We start from the raw sequence: 14,215 nt of genomic DNA on the forward strand, positions 1-14,215 counted from the left end.
GGTTGTGTGAAATCAGACGTCGAGGTCGTCGGTGTGGATGGACTCGTCAGGGGCGGCGATGTTGGCGATGGCTTCGTCGGCCATTTCGCCGTGGCCTTTGCCGCGTGTCTTGCGGGCGGGCTTTTCTGCGGGCGGCGTGACATCGCGGGAGCGGGCGATGAGATCTTCGTTGACCGCCTTCACGGCATCGCGGCGGTCGGCGACGGGCTGCATGGCGCGGCGGACGGGAGCATCCAGCGTGGCCTTGAGGCGTCCGCGCATTTCGAACATTTCCGCGAGCTGGTTGTTGTCGCGGCCGATGCGGACGTTGCGGGTGAGGGTGCCGAGCGGGGTGAAGCTCTGGTCGCAGACCAGCAGGGTGTCCGGCATGAGCGGGCTGAAGTAGGCCATGACGGTGTCACCGGGCTGGAGGTATTCCTTCCGGCCACGGAGGGTGGTCAGCTCCGGGAAAAAGTGGATTTCCTCGCCGGGCATCAGCTCGTCGGTGATGATGATCTCATGCCGCTTGCGGACGGTGACTTCCTTTGCCCAGGTGGTAGGCAGCAGGTGAAAGGCATCGGTGAACTTGAGGCGCTTGATGGCGGGATCCATCTCGCAGGCGAGCTTTGCCCGGGCGGGTGACCACGCCTCCAGCGAGGTAAGGCGCGGGTTGGCGGCCTGCTGGGCGATGGCGGTCTGACGCTGGTTCTCCGTGAGGAGGGCGAAGGTGCTGCGGGAGCGCCACATATCGGCGGCGTCCTCCTCCCAGCGCCACATCGGTTCCACAAACTCGCATTCGGCCCAGCCCTCGAACTCATGGTCGGTGCGATTGTTCATCGCGTCATAGATGAGGTGGGCGAGCTGGCCGTATTCGGCGGGCGTCATGAAGTTGGAGAGCAGGCCCTGGGCGATGGCGGGCGACATGCCCTTCGCGGCGGCGAGCCAGGTGCGCTCGATCCTGTCGATGCCGTAGTTCTCCTCCGGGGCCAGTTCGGCATTCCGCCCGCTGGCACCGATGAGGTAGTTCGAGTAGGTGCGGAGGGTGTGGAAGGATGACTCGATGCCCGCCTTGAAGCGCGGGTTGCCGGATGACTTCGGCCCGTAGAGCAGCTCGGCGAAGGCGGCCTTGTTGAAGAGGCCGGATGAATCCATGGTGACGCAGCCGCCGGTGAAGGCGGTGAGGGCGTCCTCAAAGGAGTGATGGCCGTCCGGCGTGGAGAGGCGGAGGTTGGACCAGACCTTGGCGGTGCCGTGCTCCTGGATGAGGCGGGTGCCGATGGCGTCCGAGCGGTAGCCGATGGTGCAGAGGAACCAGATGACGTACCAGACGAATTCCTTTTGGGTGAGGTGCTTGTGGGTCTTCTCGTCGGTGTCGAACCAGCGGAGGCGGATGTGCGGAGGGAAGTTGTAGCTGATGAGGCGGTCGATGCTGTTGAAGGACAGCGGACGCATGGGCCGGTCATAGCCGAGGGCGCGGATGTGGACGTCCGTCTGCTCGTCATCGAACATGACGGTTTCCAGGTAGTGCATGCCAACGCGGGTGGAGAGGATGGAGGGAAGGTCGCGATAGGCGGCGATGGTGCCCTGGGCGGCGAGTGTCTTCTGGTAGTCGGTGGGCTTGCAGCGGCGGAAGTTCTCCAGGGAGAAGCCGGAGGGATAGCCCTTCCCGCAGTCAGCGGGAGGGAACGCGAAGCCCGGGATGGCCCACTGGGCGTCTCCGGTGCGCCGCCACTTCTGCCACTGCGCGATGACCATGCGGTGGACCTCCGCGACGGCATCCCGGCGCTGGACGCGGAGGATCTCATCCTGGATCCACTGGCGGGTGACGGCCGGAAGGAAGGCGCGGGCCTCTCCCTGTGCCTTGCGGCCGTCGATGAGGCCGCGGAATCCCTTCGTGCGGTAAAGCTTGAGCCAGTTGTGGATGGCCTGCTTGGAGACGTTGTTCTGCTTTGCCTGGGCGGCGACGATCTGGCCCATCGATCCATGGCGCGACGCCTTGGCAGTCTCCAGCAGGGTCACGGTGGTGAGGCGGGCGAAGAGCTTTCCGCGTTGGCCGGGCGTGAGTTCGTTCAACTCCGCGAGGCCGTCTTCGCGGACGATGAGATCGAGCATGGAGGATGGTGCCTGGGAGAGGTGCATGGATGGAGTGCCGAGTGGGAAGTGAGCGGTGATCAGTGGGTGGCTTTCGAGGCTTCGCCCCGGCATTTGCCAAGTGCCGTGGTGAGGGCGTAGTGGAACGCTTGGTGGTTCGGGCGGGTGGTGGTCCGCTGATTGGACCGATCGATCCGGAATCCGGTGTGGCGTTCGCCCGGGTGGCTGGGCTTGAAGCCGGGCCGAAAGACGAAGAATGCCGAGCGCTGCTTGGGGAACCTCGCGACCCATGCGAACATTGGGTGGGTGAACATCCGCTCCTCCTCGTTGTAGTAGGAAACGACGTTCACATCATCCGGATGAAACCCGGTCGGCGGTTGCTGTTGGATTCCAGGGATCATGACTTTCAGAGCGAGCGGCCACGGGTGGCCTTGAGGTTGGCGGCTTTGATTTCCTCGATGTCGGCGAGGGTGGCCTTCATCTCGGCTTCGAGGGTGGCGAGGGAGAGCTTCTGTTCTTCCGTGGATTCCAGCGGGAGGGAGCAGAGCAGCTTCTTGTATTCGGGATTGGTCCGGGCGGTGATGAGCGAGGAGGCAACCGGATCGAAGAAGAGGAAGGCCATCTGCCCGGCGGTCGGTTCAGGGGCCTTCTCCCCTTTCGTGCCCTTCGGCATGACGGCGGGGCCGGGAATCAGGCCGAGGTGCTGCATGAGGCCCTTCTGCGTCTCCCCTTCCGTCAGGGTGCCGATGACGTGGTCAACGGTTTCCCATTGCTCCGTGGTGAGGGTGAGGGCGGACTCGGTCTGGAAGAGGACAAGGGCGTTCTTCTTGGCCGGGGCCGGGAGGTTGAGCTTCTTGCCCGCCTTGAGCTTGGCGACGGTGCCATGGAACATGGCGATGAAGACCTCCGTGGAGCGGTAGGAGTAACCGGTTTCCCGCTTCACCTTGTCCGGCCAGGACTCCACTTCTGCAGATTCTGCAGAAGTCGCGGAGCGCTTCCCCTGGCTGACTCCGTGGGCTTTTTTGAGGCCGTCCAGCAGCATGCCGAGGCGGACCTGGCAGCGGAGGAACATGCGGCCATGACCGGCCATCTGGCGGGTGGTTTCACGGACGGCATCCCAAGCGGGATCCTTGGGGGCGTCGGTGGTGACTTCGACGGGGGCAGCGGCTTTGGCGGCCTTTTCGGCCTTCTTGGCGGCGATGGAATCTTTGAGGAGCATGGTATTTAGTGCCGAGTGAGCGGTGATCCGTGATTTGCCTGACGGCTAAAACCTCCGGTTGTTGTGGCGGGGTTGATCAAGGGCGGCCATGAACATGCAGGCGGGCTGCACGGGCTTTGCAGGGGGCAACAGATCCGCTTGATGGATCGGGCCGGGTGTGGCGTAGTCCTGGGATGTATCGATGGTCCCGGATCCAGAATGAGTTGGTGCGCCTCTATCAACTTGAGGCCAATAGCCGACAAATCGCGCATCAGCATCTGCGTGCTGTTCCGGCGAAAGAGATGGGATTGGAGGCTGTGATTCGAGAAACGAGGCAGCGCTGCCAAGAATACGATGAAGAAATCTCAGCGAGCGTGAGAGCGTGGAAATGGGGAACGAATCTCGCCACGATTTCCGATGAGGCACAGATGTGGCGCTATGTCCGGCTGAATACAGCGCTGACGTGGTTGAGCCTGGGGCTTGGCGCTCCGGGATCTGACCGGGTCTTTGGAGATCCTTCGATGAGTGAGCAGGCAACGGTGCAGTGGTTCCTGACTCATTGGTGGCAGATCGGAGGTGTCCAGATGCGGGCGATGTATGAGATGGGGACATGATCAGAGGAGGGGCTTGGTGAGGAGGTAGATGGCGAGCCAGGTGGCGAGGATGAAGAGGGTGTGGAAGAGCCAGTCTTTCACAGGCGTGGCGGCTCGGGTTTGATGGGCATGGAGATGGTGCCGTCGCGGCGGAGGCGGTGGAGGAGCGCGGCCTGGGAGCGGCGGCGGTTCCCCACCCCGGCGAGGTAGCCGAGGCCGAACAGGATGGCGGCACCGCCGAGCAGGATCATGGGTTCAATGAGCGGGAGCATGGTGGTGGCGGTGGGTGGTTCAGGCGGCGGCGAGTTCGCGGGCGTCACGGCGGCAGCGGCGGGCGACGTCGAGGTGGTAGGTGCGCTTTCGGAGGTTCCCGGCCTGCTTTGCCTCACGGGCAAGCTGGCGGTTGATGCTCGCGCACTGGAGGAGGCGGCGGACGCCGAGTTCACGGAATCCGGTGACGGTGAAGGCGGCGGGTGCACTCATGCTGCGGAGTGGATGAGGGTTGCCAGCCGGAGGTGGCCGATGGCGCGGCCTGCCTGTTCCTGGGCGGAGCGGATCTGCTCGGCCTCGCGCTCGGGGAGGTCGATGCCGCAGGTGCGGTCTGCGATGATGTCCAGGACAGCGAGCTGGCCGAGGATGATGGCGTCAGTGTCGCCGGTGGCTCTCAGGTGCGGGTTGTAGGCACGGTGGGAGATCCGGGACATGAGGTCGGCGAGTTCAGGGGCGGTCAGTACGGGGGTGTTCATGGTCGGGAGGGCTGGGGTTGGTGGGGTTCAGGGTTTGATGCGGCGGAAGAGGTCCAGTGCCTCCGGCATGGCTTCGCAGAAGCGGCGGATGAACTTGGTCTCGGCGATGCGGAGGTAGCGGCGGTAGGTGCGCTCCGAGAACGGGCGGGCGATTTCCTCCGAGATCCGGGCGACATCGAGCGGGGTGACTTCCCCGGGTGGCCGGGCCTCGCCGAGTGCCTGGCGGCGGCGCAGCTCGGCAAGGGCAAGGTCGATGGATTGGAGTGTCTGCGGGGTCACGGAGTAGGCTGGAGTGAGGTGGTGGATCAGTCTTAAGGGAGGAGGTTCAGGAAGCGGCCTTGGGCGTTCTCGGCGGAACGGATGAGGGCGGCGGTGGCCGCTGCCTGCTCCGCGAGGTCATCGGCTTCCCCCGCGATGGCGGCGGCAGCGGCGTCGAGCATGTCGGCCCTTCCGATGGCGTTCGGCTCCTCATGGAGGTGCCGCAGTCCAAGGATGATGAGTTTGAGATGAGGGGTCATGGGAGGTGGGAGGGTCAGAGGGAGATGCCGAGCCGGGCGGCGATGCGGACAAGGGTTGGTCCGTAGAGGCCACGGTTGATGGCCAAGGAAACCGTGTTGCGATTGACGCCGAGTTCCTTCGCCAGGGCAGTCACACTGAGATCCAAGTCCAGCAGGCGCTTTTTAGCCCTGAGGGTGAAATTGGCTTGTGGAGACTTAAGCTGAGTGTTAGCAGGTGCAGGCATCACTTGCACACAGCAATAGCTATCACTCAGAGATAGTCAAAGACAAAAATATCTTACAGATGGAATTTTCAGAAAAGCTACTATTGCTCCGCAGGAAACTAGGACTCACCCAGGTGGAGATGTCCAAGCTGGTAGGAGTAAGCTCCAACTACGTATCAGTCCTGGAGAAGGGTGATCCAACGAAGCCGCCCAGCGATATTGTCCGAAATCACGTGGATCTTCTTTGGAAAGCTGCGGATGCGGGACTGCTCACTGAGGAAAGCGCAGCGAAGATCCAGGACGAGAAGGGCAATCCATTGAAAGGCACCTCCGGCGTGAAAGAGGATCCGCTGCCCTACAGGGTTCACGGGATGCGCAAGGTGCCGATAGTCAGCTGGGCGCATGCAGGTGACGCGACCAGCTACGAGGAACTCCCTACCCACTGGCAGAACTCGATCACCTCGGAGTGCCGGGATCCCCACGCTTTCGCCGTGACGCTGGAGGGTGACTCCATGAGGGCGACCATTCCGGGCGTTTCGTTCGAGCCGGGAGACATCATCATCGCCCAGCCAAGTGAGCAGGCCTACAGCGGAGGATTCGTGATCGCAAAGTTCACCAACGATGGGATTATCTTCCGCCGCTTTGAAGCAGCCGGGGACAGGATACGGATGATACCCCTCAATGAACGATACCCCGTGACGGATCACGCCCGGTCCGAGTTTCACTGGATCTACCCTGTGTATGGAAGAGTGACCCACCTCTCAAACCGATGAAGATGATACTCCTGTTCCTCGCCAGTGGATGCTGCCTGATGTCTTGCGACCAGCCAGCCGAGACAACGGACCGGCGGGCGAAGGCGGAAAGCCGTCCCGCCGCAGAAGAATCCGCCACCGCTGAACCGGCGAGGTCGGAGAAGGGCAAGGCCGGAGCTGCCTACCTTGCGCTGCTTCAGGACTTCAACCGTATCGACCCGGCGGATTCGCGACTCATGAGGGAGATCCTGGAGGAAGCCAAGGTGAAGTATCGTGAACTCTCCACACCAGCCGAGGCTCAACGGTTCCGTGACTTCGACCTGGCGATTGCAAAGGCAGGCTTGGCGAAGGTGAAAGCGGAGGCTGCCATCAAGGATGTGCGCAGAGGCTATCTGCCCAGCGGATCCGCAGGCGAATCCGATGCACTCCGGGAAGTCCTGGATCAGCGCGTTCGTGAGTATGACAAACTTCTGACCATGTCTTGGGAGGAGTTCGAGAAACTACCCCTTCCTGCTGACGAATAAAAAAAGCTGCCGTGCCTGTGCTATGATGCCAGGCATGAGCGCTTCACAGCAGACGTTCCTGTTTCTGGCCGAGCAATCACAGCATGCGGATGGATCATTCACGGTCCGTCCGAAGCGCCTTGTCGATGGCAAGGAGATCAGTGCCCAGGCGGCGTTGAAGATGTTGGGCTTTTCCGATATCGAGACGATCGCCACGCTGGTTGGCGCGGGTGAGATCGTGGGCTGGAAACCCGCCACGCAGCGCGGGAATGGAAAATGGAGGATCGACCTCGGGTCCGTGGTGGACTATAAGGAGCGGCGGAAGCGGGAAGGCCGCGGCGAATAGGGAGAACGGTGTCGGGTGGTCCCGGTCGCTGGCGGGCGGTGAAGCCGTGTTGTGCGTGGGGTGTGGTTGAGTGCGTGCGTCGCCAGGACACGCACCGCCATGAACCAACTCACGACGCACCTCCGCCATCTGCTGACCGGCCTTGCCGGGATCGGCACCTACCTCGCCACTCTGACGCCGGTGGATCCGGCGACGGTCACCCAGATCAATGACGCCGGGAAGGATCTTGTGGATCCGCTGGCGGCCTTCTTCGCGCTGCTGGCCATCGTGGCGGTGCGGCTGGTGATCGCGGCGCTTGGCAAAGTTTTCCCGTCCCTGGGCGAACGCCTGGGGAATGCGGCATCAGGCGGAATGTCCGGGGGGGCGTCCGTCCTGCTCATCAGCATGGCGGCGGCAGTCGGGGGGCTGCTGCCGTCGTGCGCTGACTATCCGATGACCGGCGGGGTTTTTTACCGCCATCCTGAATCCGGCGCGAAGGCCGGGCTCACGTTCGAGCCAGGCAAGCCGCCGTCCTACACGGCGAAGGTGCCGGTCTATGCCCCGGAGACCGGCAAGCTGACGGGATGGGCTGAGGTTTCCGGCCCGCTGGCCCGCGAGGTGAAGCCTGAGAAGTAACCGCTTTGCGGGTGAGGAGGGTCGAGGCCGCGCAATGACCAGCGGCTGCGGACGCCCTCCCCCGCGTCAATCCCTATCCACACACACCGAAACGCAGACCGCATGGCCGCCAGCGCCGCAACGCCTCTCCCGCTGGCTGATGGGGAGAGGCGGAAGGAAACCACCATGAGCAAATCCCTTGTTGATCTCACGAAAGACCTCCAGCGCGAGCTGGGCGTCAAGGTGGATGGCGTGCCCGGTCGGGTGACCATCACGAACGCGCTGGCCGCGATCCAGAACGCCCGGATGGACTTCGAGGCGGAGAAGGATCACCCGGCATCCGTGGCGGAGGAAACGAGGTTCGATGCGCGGTCCGAAGGAGTGCTGGAAACGCTGGACGAGCTGGCGGTTCCGATGTTCCGCCGGTTCCTCGCCCTTGCCCAAGCGACGGCGGCTTCGATGGGATGCGACTACATCCTCATTGGCGGGAACCGCACCTGGGCGGAACAGGACGCGCTGTATGCGCAGGGCCGGACGAAGCCTGGTGCGAAGGTGACCAACGCGAAGGGCGGCTCCAGCAACCACAACTTCGGCATCGCGGTGGATGCGGGCGTTTTCGCCGGTAAGCTCTACCTGGACAACTCCGATCCGGCGAAGGCCGCGAAGGTCCACAAGGCATGCAGCGAGCATGCGGCGGCCTGCGGCCTGGAATGGGGCGGCTCCTGGACATCCATCAAGGACCTGCCCCACTACGAGGTGCGGACGGGCAAGTCGCTGGCTGAGAAGCGGAGCCTCTATCAACAGAAAGGGTCCGTGCTGTGAGCGGCGAGGAGATCATCCAGCGCCTTGTCACGAAGCGGCGGCCTGAGAAGGCGGTCGCCCGGCTGTCCCGCAAGAAGCTAGGCAAGGCTTATTGGGCGGCGGTGCGGAACGAGCCGGAAACGGATGCCGCAAGGTATGTGCACGGGCTTTGCATCCTGGAAGCAGGGGCGCGGTTCGCGGGTGGAAAGGGACTGGCACGATGATGGCTCTCCTGATCCTCGCGGCTACCGCCGCCCAACATGCTCCGGATCCACAGATCTCCGGGAAGTGGATCCTCGACGTGATCCCTGTAGCTGCGACCGCGCTGGGCGGTCTGATCGCCGCCATCATCGGCGCTCCCGTGCTGAAGAAGCGGTGGAAGGAAGAGGGACGGAAAGAGGCGACCGAGGCCACCGTCACCCTGTCGGGCCAGCCGATCCATTTCCAGAAAACCCCAGCCGTCGTGACGGTGACCGACCTGAAGCCGCTGGCGGACCGCATCGGTCGGCTTGAGGACGAAGTCGATGATCTCCGGAAGAACCAGGCGGATCAATTCAAGCAGCTCCTGGAGTCCGGGCATGAGCGCGAACTCCGGATCATCAAGGAGATCAAGGAGACCGCCTCCGAGTGGCACCGCCGCCTGGACCCCTTCGTCAATCCCAAGCCCCGCTCCTCCCGCTGATCATGGATCCCGCACGCATCACCATCATCCGCCGCACGATCCTTGAGACGCTCAAGAACGCGCAGGGGTATGCCGTGGAGGTTTCCATCCTCCGGAACTTCGTCTCCACGCTGCTGAGGCCGCCGGTGACGGATGAGGAGTGGGCCAACCACATCGCGTGGCTGGTGAAGGGCGGCTTCATCGTGCTGGTGCCCTCCGACCTGGACGACTCCATCCAACAATACGCGATCACCGAGCGTGGCCGCGTGCTTCTCGCAACCCTCTGAACCGATTTCCGTGAATGGCCAACGAACGAACAGGCAAGCCGGGCTGGGACTCCGCTCCCAAGGTCCGCAGCGATGCCAAGCTGAAGGGACTCCCGGAGGAGGACCAGGAGACGCTGTGGCTGCTGATGCACCCCACGGATGGCACGGACGGTCGCAACGTGGAGGAAATGCTGGTCCACATCCAGGAGGAGCATGGTTTCACCGTCTCGGTGTCCACGTTCTACGAGTGGCTTTCCTACTATCGGCAGCAGCAGCGCATGGCGAAGGCGGCGGAGCGTGCGCTCCAGGCGAAGCTCCAGCTCGCTGCGGATCCGTCCATCACGCCGGAGGACCTGGAGCGGGTGGCGCAGACCATCTTCACGGCGGAGATGCTGGAGGCCGGGGACGTGAAGGGCTACGTGGCCCTGGCGAAGGTCGGGCTGGCGCGGAAGTCGCTGGAGCACGATGCGCGGAGGATCGCCCTGCTGGAGGCGAAGGCGAAGCGCCTGGACGAACTGGAGGCGAAGGCGCGGGAGATCAAGTCCGGCGGCGGGCTGTCACCGGAGACGCTGGAGGTCATCGAAAAGCAACTGAAGCTGCTGTGAGCAAGAGCCGTCCATCACACGCGAAGGATTTCAAGGGCCGGGCGAAGAACATCCCGGAGCGGGATGTCTTCATGCTGGAATACCAGGAGAAGTGGATCCGCGACAAATCCATCATGAAGCTGATGGAGAAGGGCCGCCGGATCGGCATTTCCTACGGCAGCTCCTACGAGGATGTGCGCCGCCATTCCCTGGCGACGAACCGCCTCCAGACCTGGGTGAGCAGCCGGGATGAGCTGACGGCCCGGCAGTATGTCCGCGATTGCATGGGCTTCGCCCGCATCCTGCATGTGGCGGCCACGGACTGCGGCGAGAAGGTGCTCACGGATGACAAGGGCAACAGCCACTCCGTGCATGTCATCGACTTTGCCAGTGCGCCACTGCACTCGCTGTCCAGCAACCCGGATGCCTTCGCGGGCCGGGGCGGCTACGTGAAGCTGGATGAGTTCTCCCTGCGGAAAGATCCCGGCAGCGTGTATGCCATCGCCGGTCCTACGATCGACTGGGGCGGTGCCCTGGCCATCATCTCCACCCACCGGGGCAGCGGGAACTACTTCAACACCCTGATCCGCGAGATCAAGGAGAAGGGCAATCCGAAGGCTTTCAGCTACCACCGGGTGACGCTCCAGGACGCGCTGGACCAAGGTTTCCTGTGGAAGCTCCAGACGAAGCTGGTGGAGGGAGATCCGCGGCTTGAGATGGATGAGGCGGACTACTTCTCCTACCAGCGGAAGCGGGCGCGGGATGAGGAAACCTTCCAGCAGGAGTATATGTGCGTTCCTGCCGACGATGCGGCCGCCTTCCTGGAATACGCCCTGATCGACGCCTGCTGCTACAAGGAAGGCGAGGCGTGGGAATACACGCTGGAAGATGCCCGGCGCTGCACGAACCCGCTCTATGCCGGTCTGGATATTGGCCGGACCCATGACCTGACCTCCCTGATCATCCTGGAGAAGGTGGGCGGCGTGTATTTCGTCCGGAAGCGGATCGACCTGCACAAGATGATGTTCTCCACCCAGGAGAGCGTGATCTACCCATGGCTGGAGATCTGCCGCAGGACCTGCATCGACAAGACCGGCCTGGGCATGCAGTTCGCGGAGCGGGCGGCGGAGCGGTTCGGCACCTACAAGATCGAGGGCGTCAACTTCTCCGGCCCGGTGAAGGAAGACCTGGCCTATCCGGTGCGCAGCGCGTTCGAGGATCTCGGCATCCGGATCCCGTTCGGAGATGACCCTTTCATCTCCGACCTGCGGAAGATCCGCAAGGAGACCACCAAGTCCGGCAACATCCGGTTCGTGGCTGACAGCGACGAGGACGGACACGCGGACCGCTTCTGGGCGCTGGCCCTCGGCATCCATGCGGGCAAGGACAACTCAGGCCCGTTCGCGTTCCAGACCATCGAGTCGATGAGGCCGGAAAACCGTAGGATGGGAGGTGGCCTGTGAAGATCGCCCGATTTCTAACACGGAACCCCATTTCGCTGTCATGGGAGCCAAAACGGCTTGCGGCGCGTTTTAGACCCTTGCAGGGCCTTGCAAGGGGCCATTCCGGGGTCGATCTGGAAGGAGGTTCCCGATGATGGGCGCTCCGCGCATTGTCGGCCCGAATGGGCAGCCGGTTTCCACGGAACGGATCCGCCTGGAAAAGCAGCAGCGATTCAACCCGCTGCGGAACCTGACACCGGACCGGGTGGTGAGCTATCTGGAGGCATTCTCCCGGGGCGAGATCGCCCGGGCGGCGTGGCTGATGGAGTGGCTGGAGCTGCACGATGACACGATTTCCACCGTGGCCCCGAAGGCGAAGGCCGCCGTGTCCCGCTACGGCTACGACGTCGAGATCAAGCCGGAGGTCCGGGCCAACCAGAAGAAGCTGGCGGAAGACCAGAAGGGCCGCTGCGAGGAGTTCTTCCAGAACCTGGTGGCGGAGGATGCCATGGAGCCGGAGGAAACCGGCGGCATGCGCCTCTTCGTCCAGCAGGTGATGGATGCCTACGGGAAACGCTACGGTGCCCACCACATCGTGTGGAAGCCGTCCCGGAACGGACTGTCCGCCCGGCTGATCAAGATCCCGACATGGATGTTCGAGACGACCACGGGCAAGATGCGCTTCCTGGAGTCCGTTTATTCTCTGACCGGCGTGGATCTGGAGACGATGGGTGGACGCAGCGCCTGGTTCACGGCGAAGGGGCGCGGCGTGATGCTGGCGTCCGTCATCGCCAGGATGTTCAAGCAGATTCCCCTCCAGGACTGGCTGACCTATTGCGACCGCCACGGCATGCCCGCGTTCCTGGGCGAGACGTCCGCGAAGAAGGGTGACGCCGGATGGATGGAGATGGCGCAGGCCATCGCCAGCATCGGCAGCGAATACGGCGCGGTGGTCAACAGCGGCGACAAGATCCATGTGCTGGACCTGAAGGGCGGCGGCGACATGCCGTATGAAAAGCTGATCGACCGGATGGACCGGGCCATCGTCATGTTGTGGCGCGGTGGTGACCTCTCCACCATTTCCCGGTCGAACGCGGTGGGATCCAACCCACAGCAGGAGGACGCCGACGAACTGGACGCGGACAACGCGGCATGGGTGGGCGAAACCATCGACCGCCAGCTCACCCAGAGGGTGGTGGAATACTACTACGGCCTGGACACCCCGTGCCTGGTCACCATCAAGCTGCGGACGAAGACCCGCCAGAACGTCAGCGAGGATATCGCCCGGGCGAAGGCCGCGAAGGATCTGGGCATCCGCCTGTCGAAGCCTTGGTTGATCTCCACCCTGGGCGTCCAGGAAGCGGACGCTGATGAGCTGGCCGTGGGTGAAACCTCCCTGCCGGTTGCGCCTGGCACACCGCCCGCGCCTGCCACCACCACGGCACTCAACACAGCGACGGACACCCGGACGCTGCTGGAGTCTTCCCTCGCCGCCGCGCTGGGGGTGAGACCGAACGTGCTGGCCCCGATCCGCCCGCTTCTCACGGACCTTGCAAGCCGCGTGCAGGACACCGGCATCAGCGATGCCGACTTCCTGCAGCTGGTGGAGGACGCCGCCGAATCCTTTCCCGAACTCATCGACTCCGCCGCCGTGGTCGACCTCGCCGAGCAGCTCCGCGCCGGGATGGGCACCGCCGCCGTCCAGGGCGCGAGGGATGCCATCCGTGACGCCAAAGCCAAACCGAACTGATCTCCATGAAACGCCTCCGATTCACTCATTTCCTCACCGCAATCAACTCCGTCGCCGTGGATGCCCTCAATTCCGTGTCGGGCGTGTGGCAGGAACTCACCCTCGCGGATGGCGAGAAGGAGATCCGCTATCGTCTGGCACCCTATGGTGAACATCCGGTCCGGATGGATGGCAGGAAGGTCATGCAGGTGGTGGACCGCGAGGCGGCCCAGCTGATGGCCTCCAATTTCAAAAGCCTCACCGGCAAGCTGGCCAACTTCTTCCAGGGCATTCCGGTCTATGAAGGCCACGCCGACGATGCCGACTGGCTGAGGGAGAACCCGGGTCACCGGGCGGTGGCCGTGGGACGCATCAAGGAGATCGAAGCCGGTGAGGACGGCATCTACGTGCGGACCGTCTTCAATTCGGACGGGGTGAAGCTCCTCAGTGGATCCGCCCCGTCCTACTCCGGCCACTCGCCCCGCTGGCGGATGGTCCCGATCCCGGGCCGCGACCTGCACTTCCGCCCGATCCTGCTGTGGAGCGACGCGCTCACGAACAGCCCGAACATGGCGGACAACACCATCGCCATGAACTCCCTCCAGACCGGCGAAGTGCCGCCGGCCGATCCCTCTCCCGTGCCCGATGAGGGCGATCCCGAGAAACCAACCGACACCATGAAACTGACACCAGAAGCCATGCAGGCTCTCGGGTTTTCACCCGACGCCACACCCACCGACGCTGAGATCAGCGCCGCCATCGTGAAACTCCTCAGCGCGAAGAACACCGCCGAGGCAGACAAGGCCACCTCCGACAATGCGGTGACCGCCGCCAACAGCCGGACCAGCCACCTGGAAACCGAGATCACCGCGATCCGTGGAGCCGCCGTGGACACGGTCATCACTGCCGCGATCAAGGACGGACGCATCACCGAAGCGGACAAGCCGCGCTGGGTGGATGCCCTGAACACGTCCTTCGCCACGGAGTCCGTGAAGCTGGGCCTGCTGATGCCAACCATCAGCACGCGCAGCCATCTGCCCGCGCTCGACCGCACCGTTCCGGAAATGGCCGGGAGCGTGGACGCGATCAACAGCGCCGTCGCCGCCACCGCGAAGGCCCACGGCCTGAACCTCCAGGACCGCGCCGACTACGACAAGGCCCACCAGCTCTGCCGCACCGAGAAGCCGGAGCTGTTCCAACGCGGCTGAT

The 14,215-nt window shown here is 63.7% G+C and carries 21 protein-coding genes; 13 read left to right on the forward strand and 8 right to left on the reverse strand.

All coding sequences use genetic code 11. From position 1 onward, the window contains the following. Window positions 1-12: 12 nt before the first annotated feature. The 3 genes from OVA24_RS16620 to OVA24_RS16630 are packed head-to-tail and all read right to left on the reverse strand — an operon-like array spanning window position 13 to window position 3,289. Window positions 13-2,118 carry a hypothetical protein gene (locus OVA24_RS16620; RefSeq protein ID WP_267671134.1) on the reverse strand — a complete coding sequence of 702 codons (2,106 nt, stop codon included), beginning with the start codon at window positions 2,116-2,118 and terminating at the stop codon, window positions 13-15. 32 nt (window positions 2,119-2,150) lie between these two features. Further along, entirely contained in the window at window positions 2,151-2,471 is a 321-nt protein-coding gene (locus OVA24_RS16625; protein ID WP_267671135.1) for a hypothetical protein, read from the reverse strand. A gap of 5 nt (window positions 2,472-2,476) precedes the next feature. After that, the gene (locus tag OVA24_RS16630) at window positions 2,477-3,289 is read right to left on the reverse strand and encodes a hypothetical protein (RefSeq protein ID WP_267671137.1); all 813 of its coding nucleotides are present in this window, start codon (window positions 3,287-3,289) and stop codon (window positions 2,477-2,479) included. A 206-nt stretch (window positions 3,290-3,495) separates the two neighbouring features. On the opposite strand from OVA24_RS16630, the gene OVA24_RS16635 reads away from it, so the two are divergent. Further along, window positions 3,496-3,882: a hypothetical protein gene (locus OVA24_RS16635; RefSeq protein ID WP_267671138.1), complete on the forward strand. Its 387-nt coding sequence runs from the start codon at window positions 3,496-3,498 to the stop codon at window positions 3,880-3,882. Window positions 3,883-3,959: 77 nt separating this feature from the next. Here OVA24_RS16635 and OVA24_RS16640 read toward each other — a convergent pair whose 3' ends face one another. The 5 genes from OVA24_RS16640 to OVA24_RS16660 are packed head-to-tail and all read right to left on the reverse strand — an operon-like array spanning window position 3,960 to window position 5,125. Beyond that, the gene (locus OVA24_RS16640) at window positions 3,960-4,133 is read right to left on the reverse strand and encodes a hypothetical protein (protein WP_267671140.1); all 174 of its coding nucleotides are present in this window, start codon (window positions 4,131-4,133) and stop codon (window positions 3,960-3,962) included. Between the two features lie 19 nt (window positions 4,134-4,152). After that, window positions 4,153-4,344 carry a hypothetical protein gene (locus tag OVA24_RS16645; RefSeq protein ID WP_267671142.1) on the reverse strand — a complete coding sequence of 64 codons (192 nt, stop codon included), beginning with the start codon at window positions 4,342-4,344 and terminating at the stop codon, window positions 4,153-4,155. After that, window positions 4,341-4,607, reverse strand: coding sequence for a hypothetical protein (locus tag OVA24_RS16650; protein ID WP_267671144.1), 267 nt, complete (start codon window positions 4,605-4,607; stop codon window positions 4,341-4,343). The genes OVA24_RS16645 and OVA24_RS16650 overlap by 4 nt, the downstream gene beginning before the upstream one ends. Before the next feature lie 27 nt (window positions 4,608-4,634). Further along, on the reverse strand, window positions 4,635-4,886 hold the full coding sequence (locus tag OVA24_RS16655; protein WP_267671145.1) for a hypothetical protein: 252 nt from the start codon (window positions 4,884-4,886) through the stop codon (window positions 4,635-4,637). A 32-nt stretch (window positions 4,887-4,918) separates the two neighbouring features. Continuing rightward, on the reverse strand, window positions 4,919-5,125 hold the full coding sequence (locus tag OVA24_RS16660; protein ID WP_267671147.1) for a hypothetical protein: 207 nt from the start codon (window positions 5,123-5,125) through the stop codon (window positions 4,919-4,921). 283 nt (window positions 5,126-5,408) lie between these two features. Between OVA24_RS16660 and OVA24_RS16665 the strand changes: the two genes are divergently transcribed. The 12 genes from OVA24_RS16665 (at window position 5,409) to OVA24_RS16720 (ending at window position 14,214) form a co-directional block, all read left to right on the forward strand. Next, window positions 5,409-6,101, forward strand: a complete 693-nt coding sequence (locus OVA24_RS16665) for a S24 family peptidase (protein ID WP_267671149.1) — start codon at window positions 5,409-5,411, stop codon at window positions 6,099-6,101. Further along, on the forward strand, window positions 6,098-6,604 hold the full coding sequence (locus OVA24_RS16670; protein ID WP_267671150.1) for a hypothetical protein: 507 nt from the start codon (window positions 6,098-6,100) through the stop codon (window positions 6,602-6,604). The genes OVA24_RS16665 and OVA24_RS16670 overlap by 4 nt, the downstream gene beginning before the upstream one ends. A 34-nt stretch (window positions 6,605-6,638) precedes the next feature. Then, on the forward strand, window positions 6,639-6,929 hold the full coding sequence (locus OVA24_RS16675; RefSeq protein ID WP_267671151.1) for a hypothetical protein: 291 nt from the start codon (window positions 6,639-6,641) through the stop codon (window positions 6,927-6,929). A 99-nt stretch (window positions 6,930-7,028) separates the two neighbouring features. Beyond that, window positions 7,029-7,544, forward strand: coding sequence for a hypothetical protein (locus tag OVA24_RS16680; RefSeq protein ID WP_267671154.1), 516 nt, complete (start codon window positions 7,029-7,031; stop codon window positions 7,542-7,544). A 165-nt stretch (window positions 7,545-7,709) separates the two neighbouring features. Next, window positions 7,710-8,345 (forward strand): M15 family metallopeptidase, encoded by a 636-nt coding sequence (locus OVA24_RS16685; RefSeq protein ID WP_267671156.1) that lies wholly within the window; start codon window positions 7,710-7,712, stop codon window positions 8,343-8,345. After that, window positions 8,342-8,548: a hypothetical protein gene (locus tag OVA24_RS16690; protein ID WP_267671158.1), complete on the forward strand. Its 207-nt coding sequence runs from the start codon at window positions 8,342-8,344 to the stop codon at window positions 8,546-8,548. Before OVA24_RS16685 ends, OVA24_RS16690 begins: the two co-directional genes overlap by 4 nt. After that, the gene (locus OVA24_RS16695) at window positions 8,545-9,006 is read left to right on the forward strand and encodes a hypothetical protein (protein WP_267671159.1); all 462 of its coding nucleotides are present in this window, start codon (window positions 8,545-8,547) and stop codon (window positions 9,004-9,006) included. Before OVA24_RS16690 ends, OVA24_RS16695 begins: the two co-directional genes overlap by 4 nt. A 2-nt stretch (window positions 9,007-9,008) precedes the next feature. Then, window positions 9,009-9,272 carry a hypothetical protein gene (locus tag OVA24_RS16700; RefSeq protein WP_267671160.1) on the forward strand — a complete coding sequence of 88 codons (264 nt, stop codon included), beginning with the start codon at window positions 9,009-9,011 and terminating at the stop codon, window positions 9,270-9,272. A gap of 14 nt (window positions 9,273-9,286) precedes the next feature. After that, window positions 9,287-9,856 (forward strand): hypothetical protein, encoded by a 570-nt coding sequence (locus OVA24_RS16705; protein ID WP_267671161.1) that lies wholly within the window; start codon window positions 9,287-9,289, stop codon window positions 9,854-9,856. Beyond that, window positions 9,853-11,298 (forward strand): phage terminase large subunit family protein, encoded by a 1,446-nt coding sequence (locus tag OVA24_RS16710; protein WP_267671162.1) that lies wholly within the window; start codon window positions 9,853-9,855, stop codon window positions 11,296-11,298. The genes OVA24_RS16705 and OVA24_RS16710 overlap by 4 nt, the downstream gene beginning before the upstream one ends. Before the next feature lie 130 nt (window positions 11,299-11,428). Next, window positions 11,429-13,027: a phage portal protein family protein gene (locus OVA24_RS16715; protein WP_267671164.1), complete on the forward strand. Its 1,599-nt coding sequence runs from the start codon at window positions 11,429-11,431 to the stop codon at window positions 13,025-13,027. A gap of 5 nt (window positions 13,028-13,032) precedes the next feature. Beyond that, complete coding sequence (locus OVA24_RS16720) at window positions 13,033-14,214, forward strand: phage protease (RefSeq protein ID WP_267671165.1); 1,182 nt, start codon at window positions 13,033-13,035, stop codon at window positions 14,212-14,214. The last annotated feature ends 1 nt before the right edge of the window (window position 14,215 follow it).

It is taken from the genome of Luteolibacter sp. SL250, from assembly GCF_026625605.1.
GTDB lineage: Bacteria > Verrucomicrobiota > Verrucomicrobiia > Verrucomicrobiales > Akkermansiaceae > Luteolibacter.

Bases quoted from the DNA above. Each gene is read 5' to 3' on its own strand.
- OVA24_RS16620 (WP_267671134.1), bottom strand. From the start codon at position 2,118: ATGCACCTCTCCCAGGCACCATCCTCCATGCTCGATCTCATCGTCCGC.
- OVA24_RS16625 (WP_267671135.1), bottom strand. From the start codon at position 2,471: ATGATCCCTGGAATCCAACAGCAACCGCCGACCGGGTTTCATCCGGAT.
- OVA24_RS16630 (WP_267671137.1), bottom strand. From the start codon at position 3,289: ATGCTCCTCAAAGATTCCATCGCCGCCAAGAAGGCCGAAAAGGCCGCC.
- OVA24_RS16640 (WP_267671140.1), bottom strand. From the start codon at position 4,133: ATGCTCCCGCTCATTGAACCCATGATCCTGCTCGGCGGTGCCGCCATC.
- OVA24_RS16645 (WP_267671142.1), bottom strand. From the start codon at position 4,344: ATGAGTGCACCCGCCGCCTTCACCGTCACCGGATTCCGTGAACTCGGC.
- OVA24_RS16650 (WP_267671144.1), bottom strand. From the start codon at position 4,607: ATGAACACCCCCGTACTGACCGCCCCTGAACTCGCCGACCTCATGTCC.
- OVA24_RS16660 (WP_267671147.1), bottom strand. From the start codon at position 5,125: ATGACCCCTCATCTCAAACTCATCATCCTTGGACTGCGGCACCTCCAT.
- OVA24_RS16665 (WP_267671149.1), top strand. From the start codon at position 5,409: ATGGAATTTTCAGAAAAGCTACTATTGCTCCGCAGGAAACTAGGACTC.
- OVA24_RS16670 (WP_267671150.1), top strand. From the start codon at position 6,098: ATGAAGATGATACTCCTGTTCCTCGCCAGTGGATGCTGCCTGATGTCT.
- OVA24_RS16675 (WP_267671151.1), top strand. From the start codon at position 6,639: ATGAGCGCTTCACAGCAGACGTTCCTGTTTCTGGCCGAGCAATCACAG.
- OVA24_RS16680 (WP_267671154.1), top strand. From the start codon at position 7,029: ATGAACCAACTCACGACGCACCTCCGCCATCTGCTGACCGGCCTTGCC.
- OVA24_RS16685 (WP_267671156.1), top strand. From the start codon at position 7,710: ATGAGCAAATCCCTTGTTGATCTCACGAAAGACCTCCAGCGCGAGCTG.
- OVA24_RS16695 (WP_267671159.1), top strand. From the start codon at position 8,545: ATGATGGCTCTCCTGATCCTCGCGGCTACCGCCGCCCAACATGCTCCG.
- OVA24_RS16700 (WP_267671160.1), top strand. From the start codon at position 9,009: ATGGATCCCGCACGCATCACCATCATCCGCCGCACGATCCTTGAGACG.
- OVA24_RS16705 (WP_267671161.1), top strand. From the start codon at position 9,287: ATGGCCAACGAACGAACAGGCAAGCCGGGCTGGGACTCCGCTCCCAAG.
- OVA24_RS16715 (WP_267671164.1), top strand. From the start codon at position 11,429: ATGATGGGCGCTCCGCGCATTGTCGGCCCGAATGGGCAGCCGGTTTCC.
- OVA24_RS16720 (WP_267671165.1), top strand. From the start codon at position 13,033: ATGAAACGCCTCCGATTCACTCATTTCCTCACCGCAATCAACTCCGTC.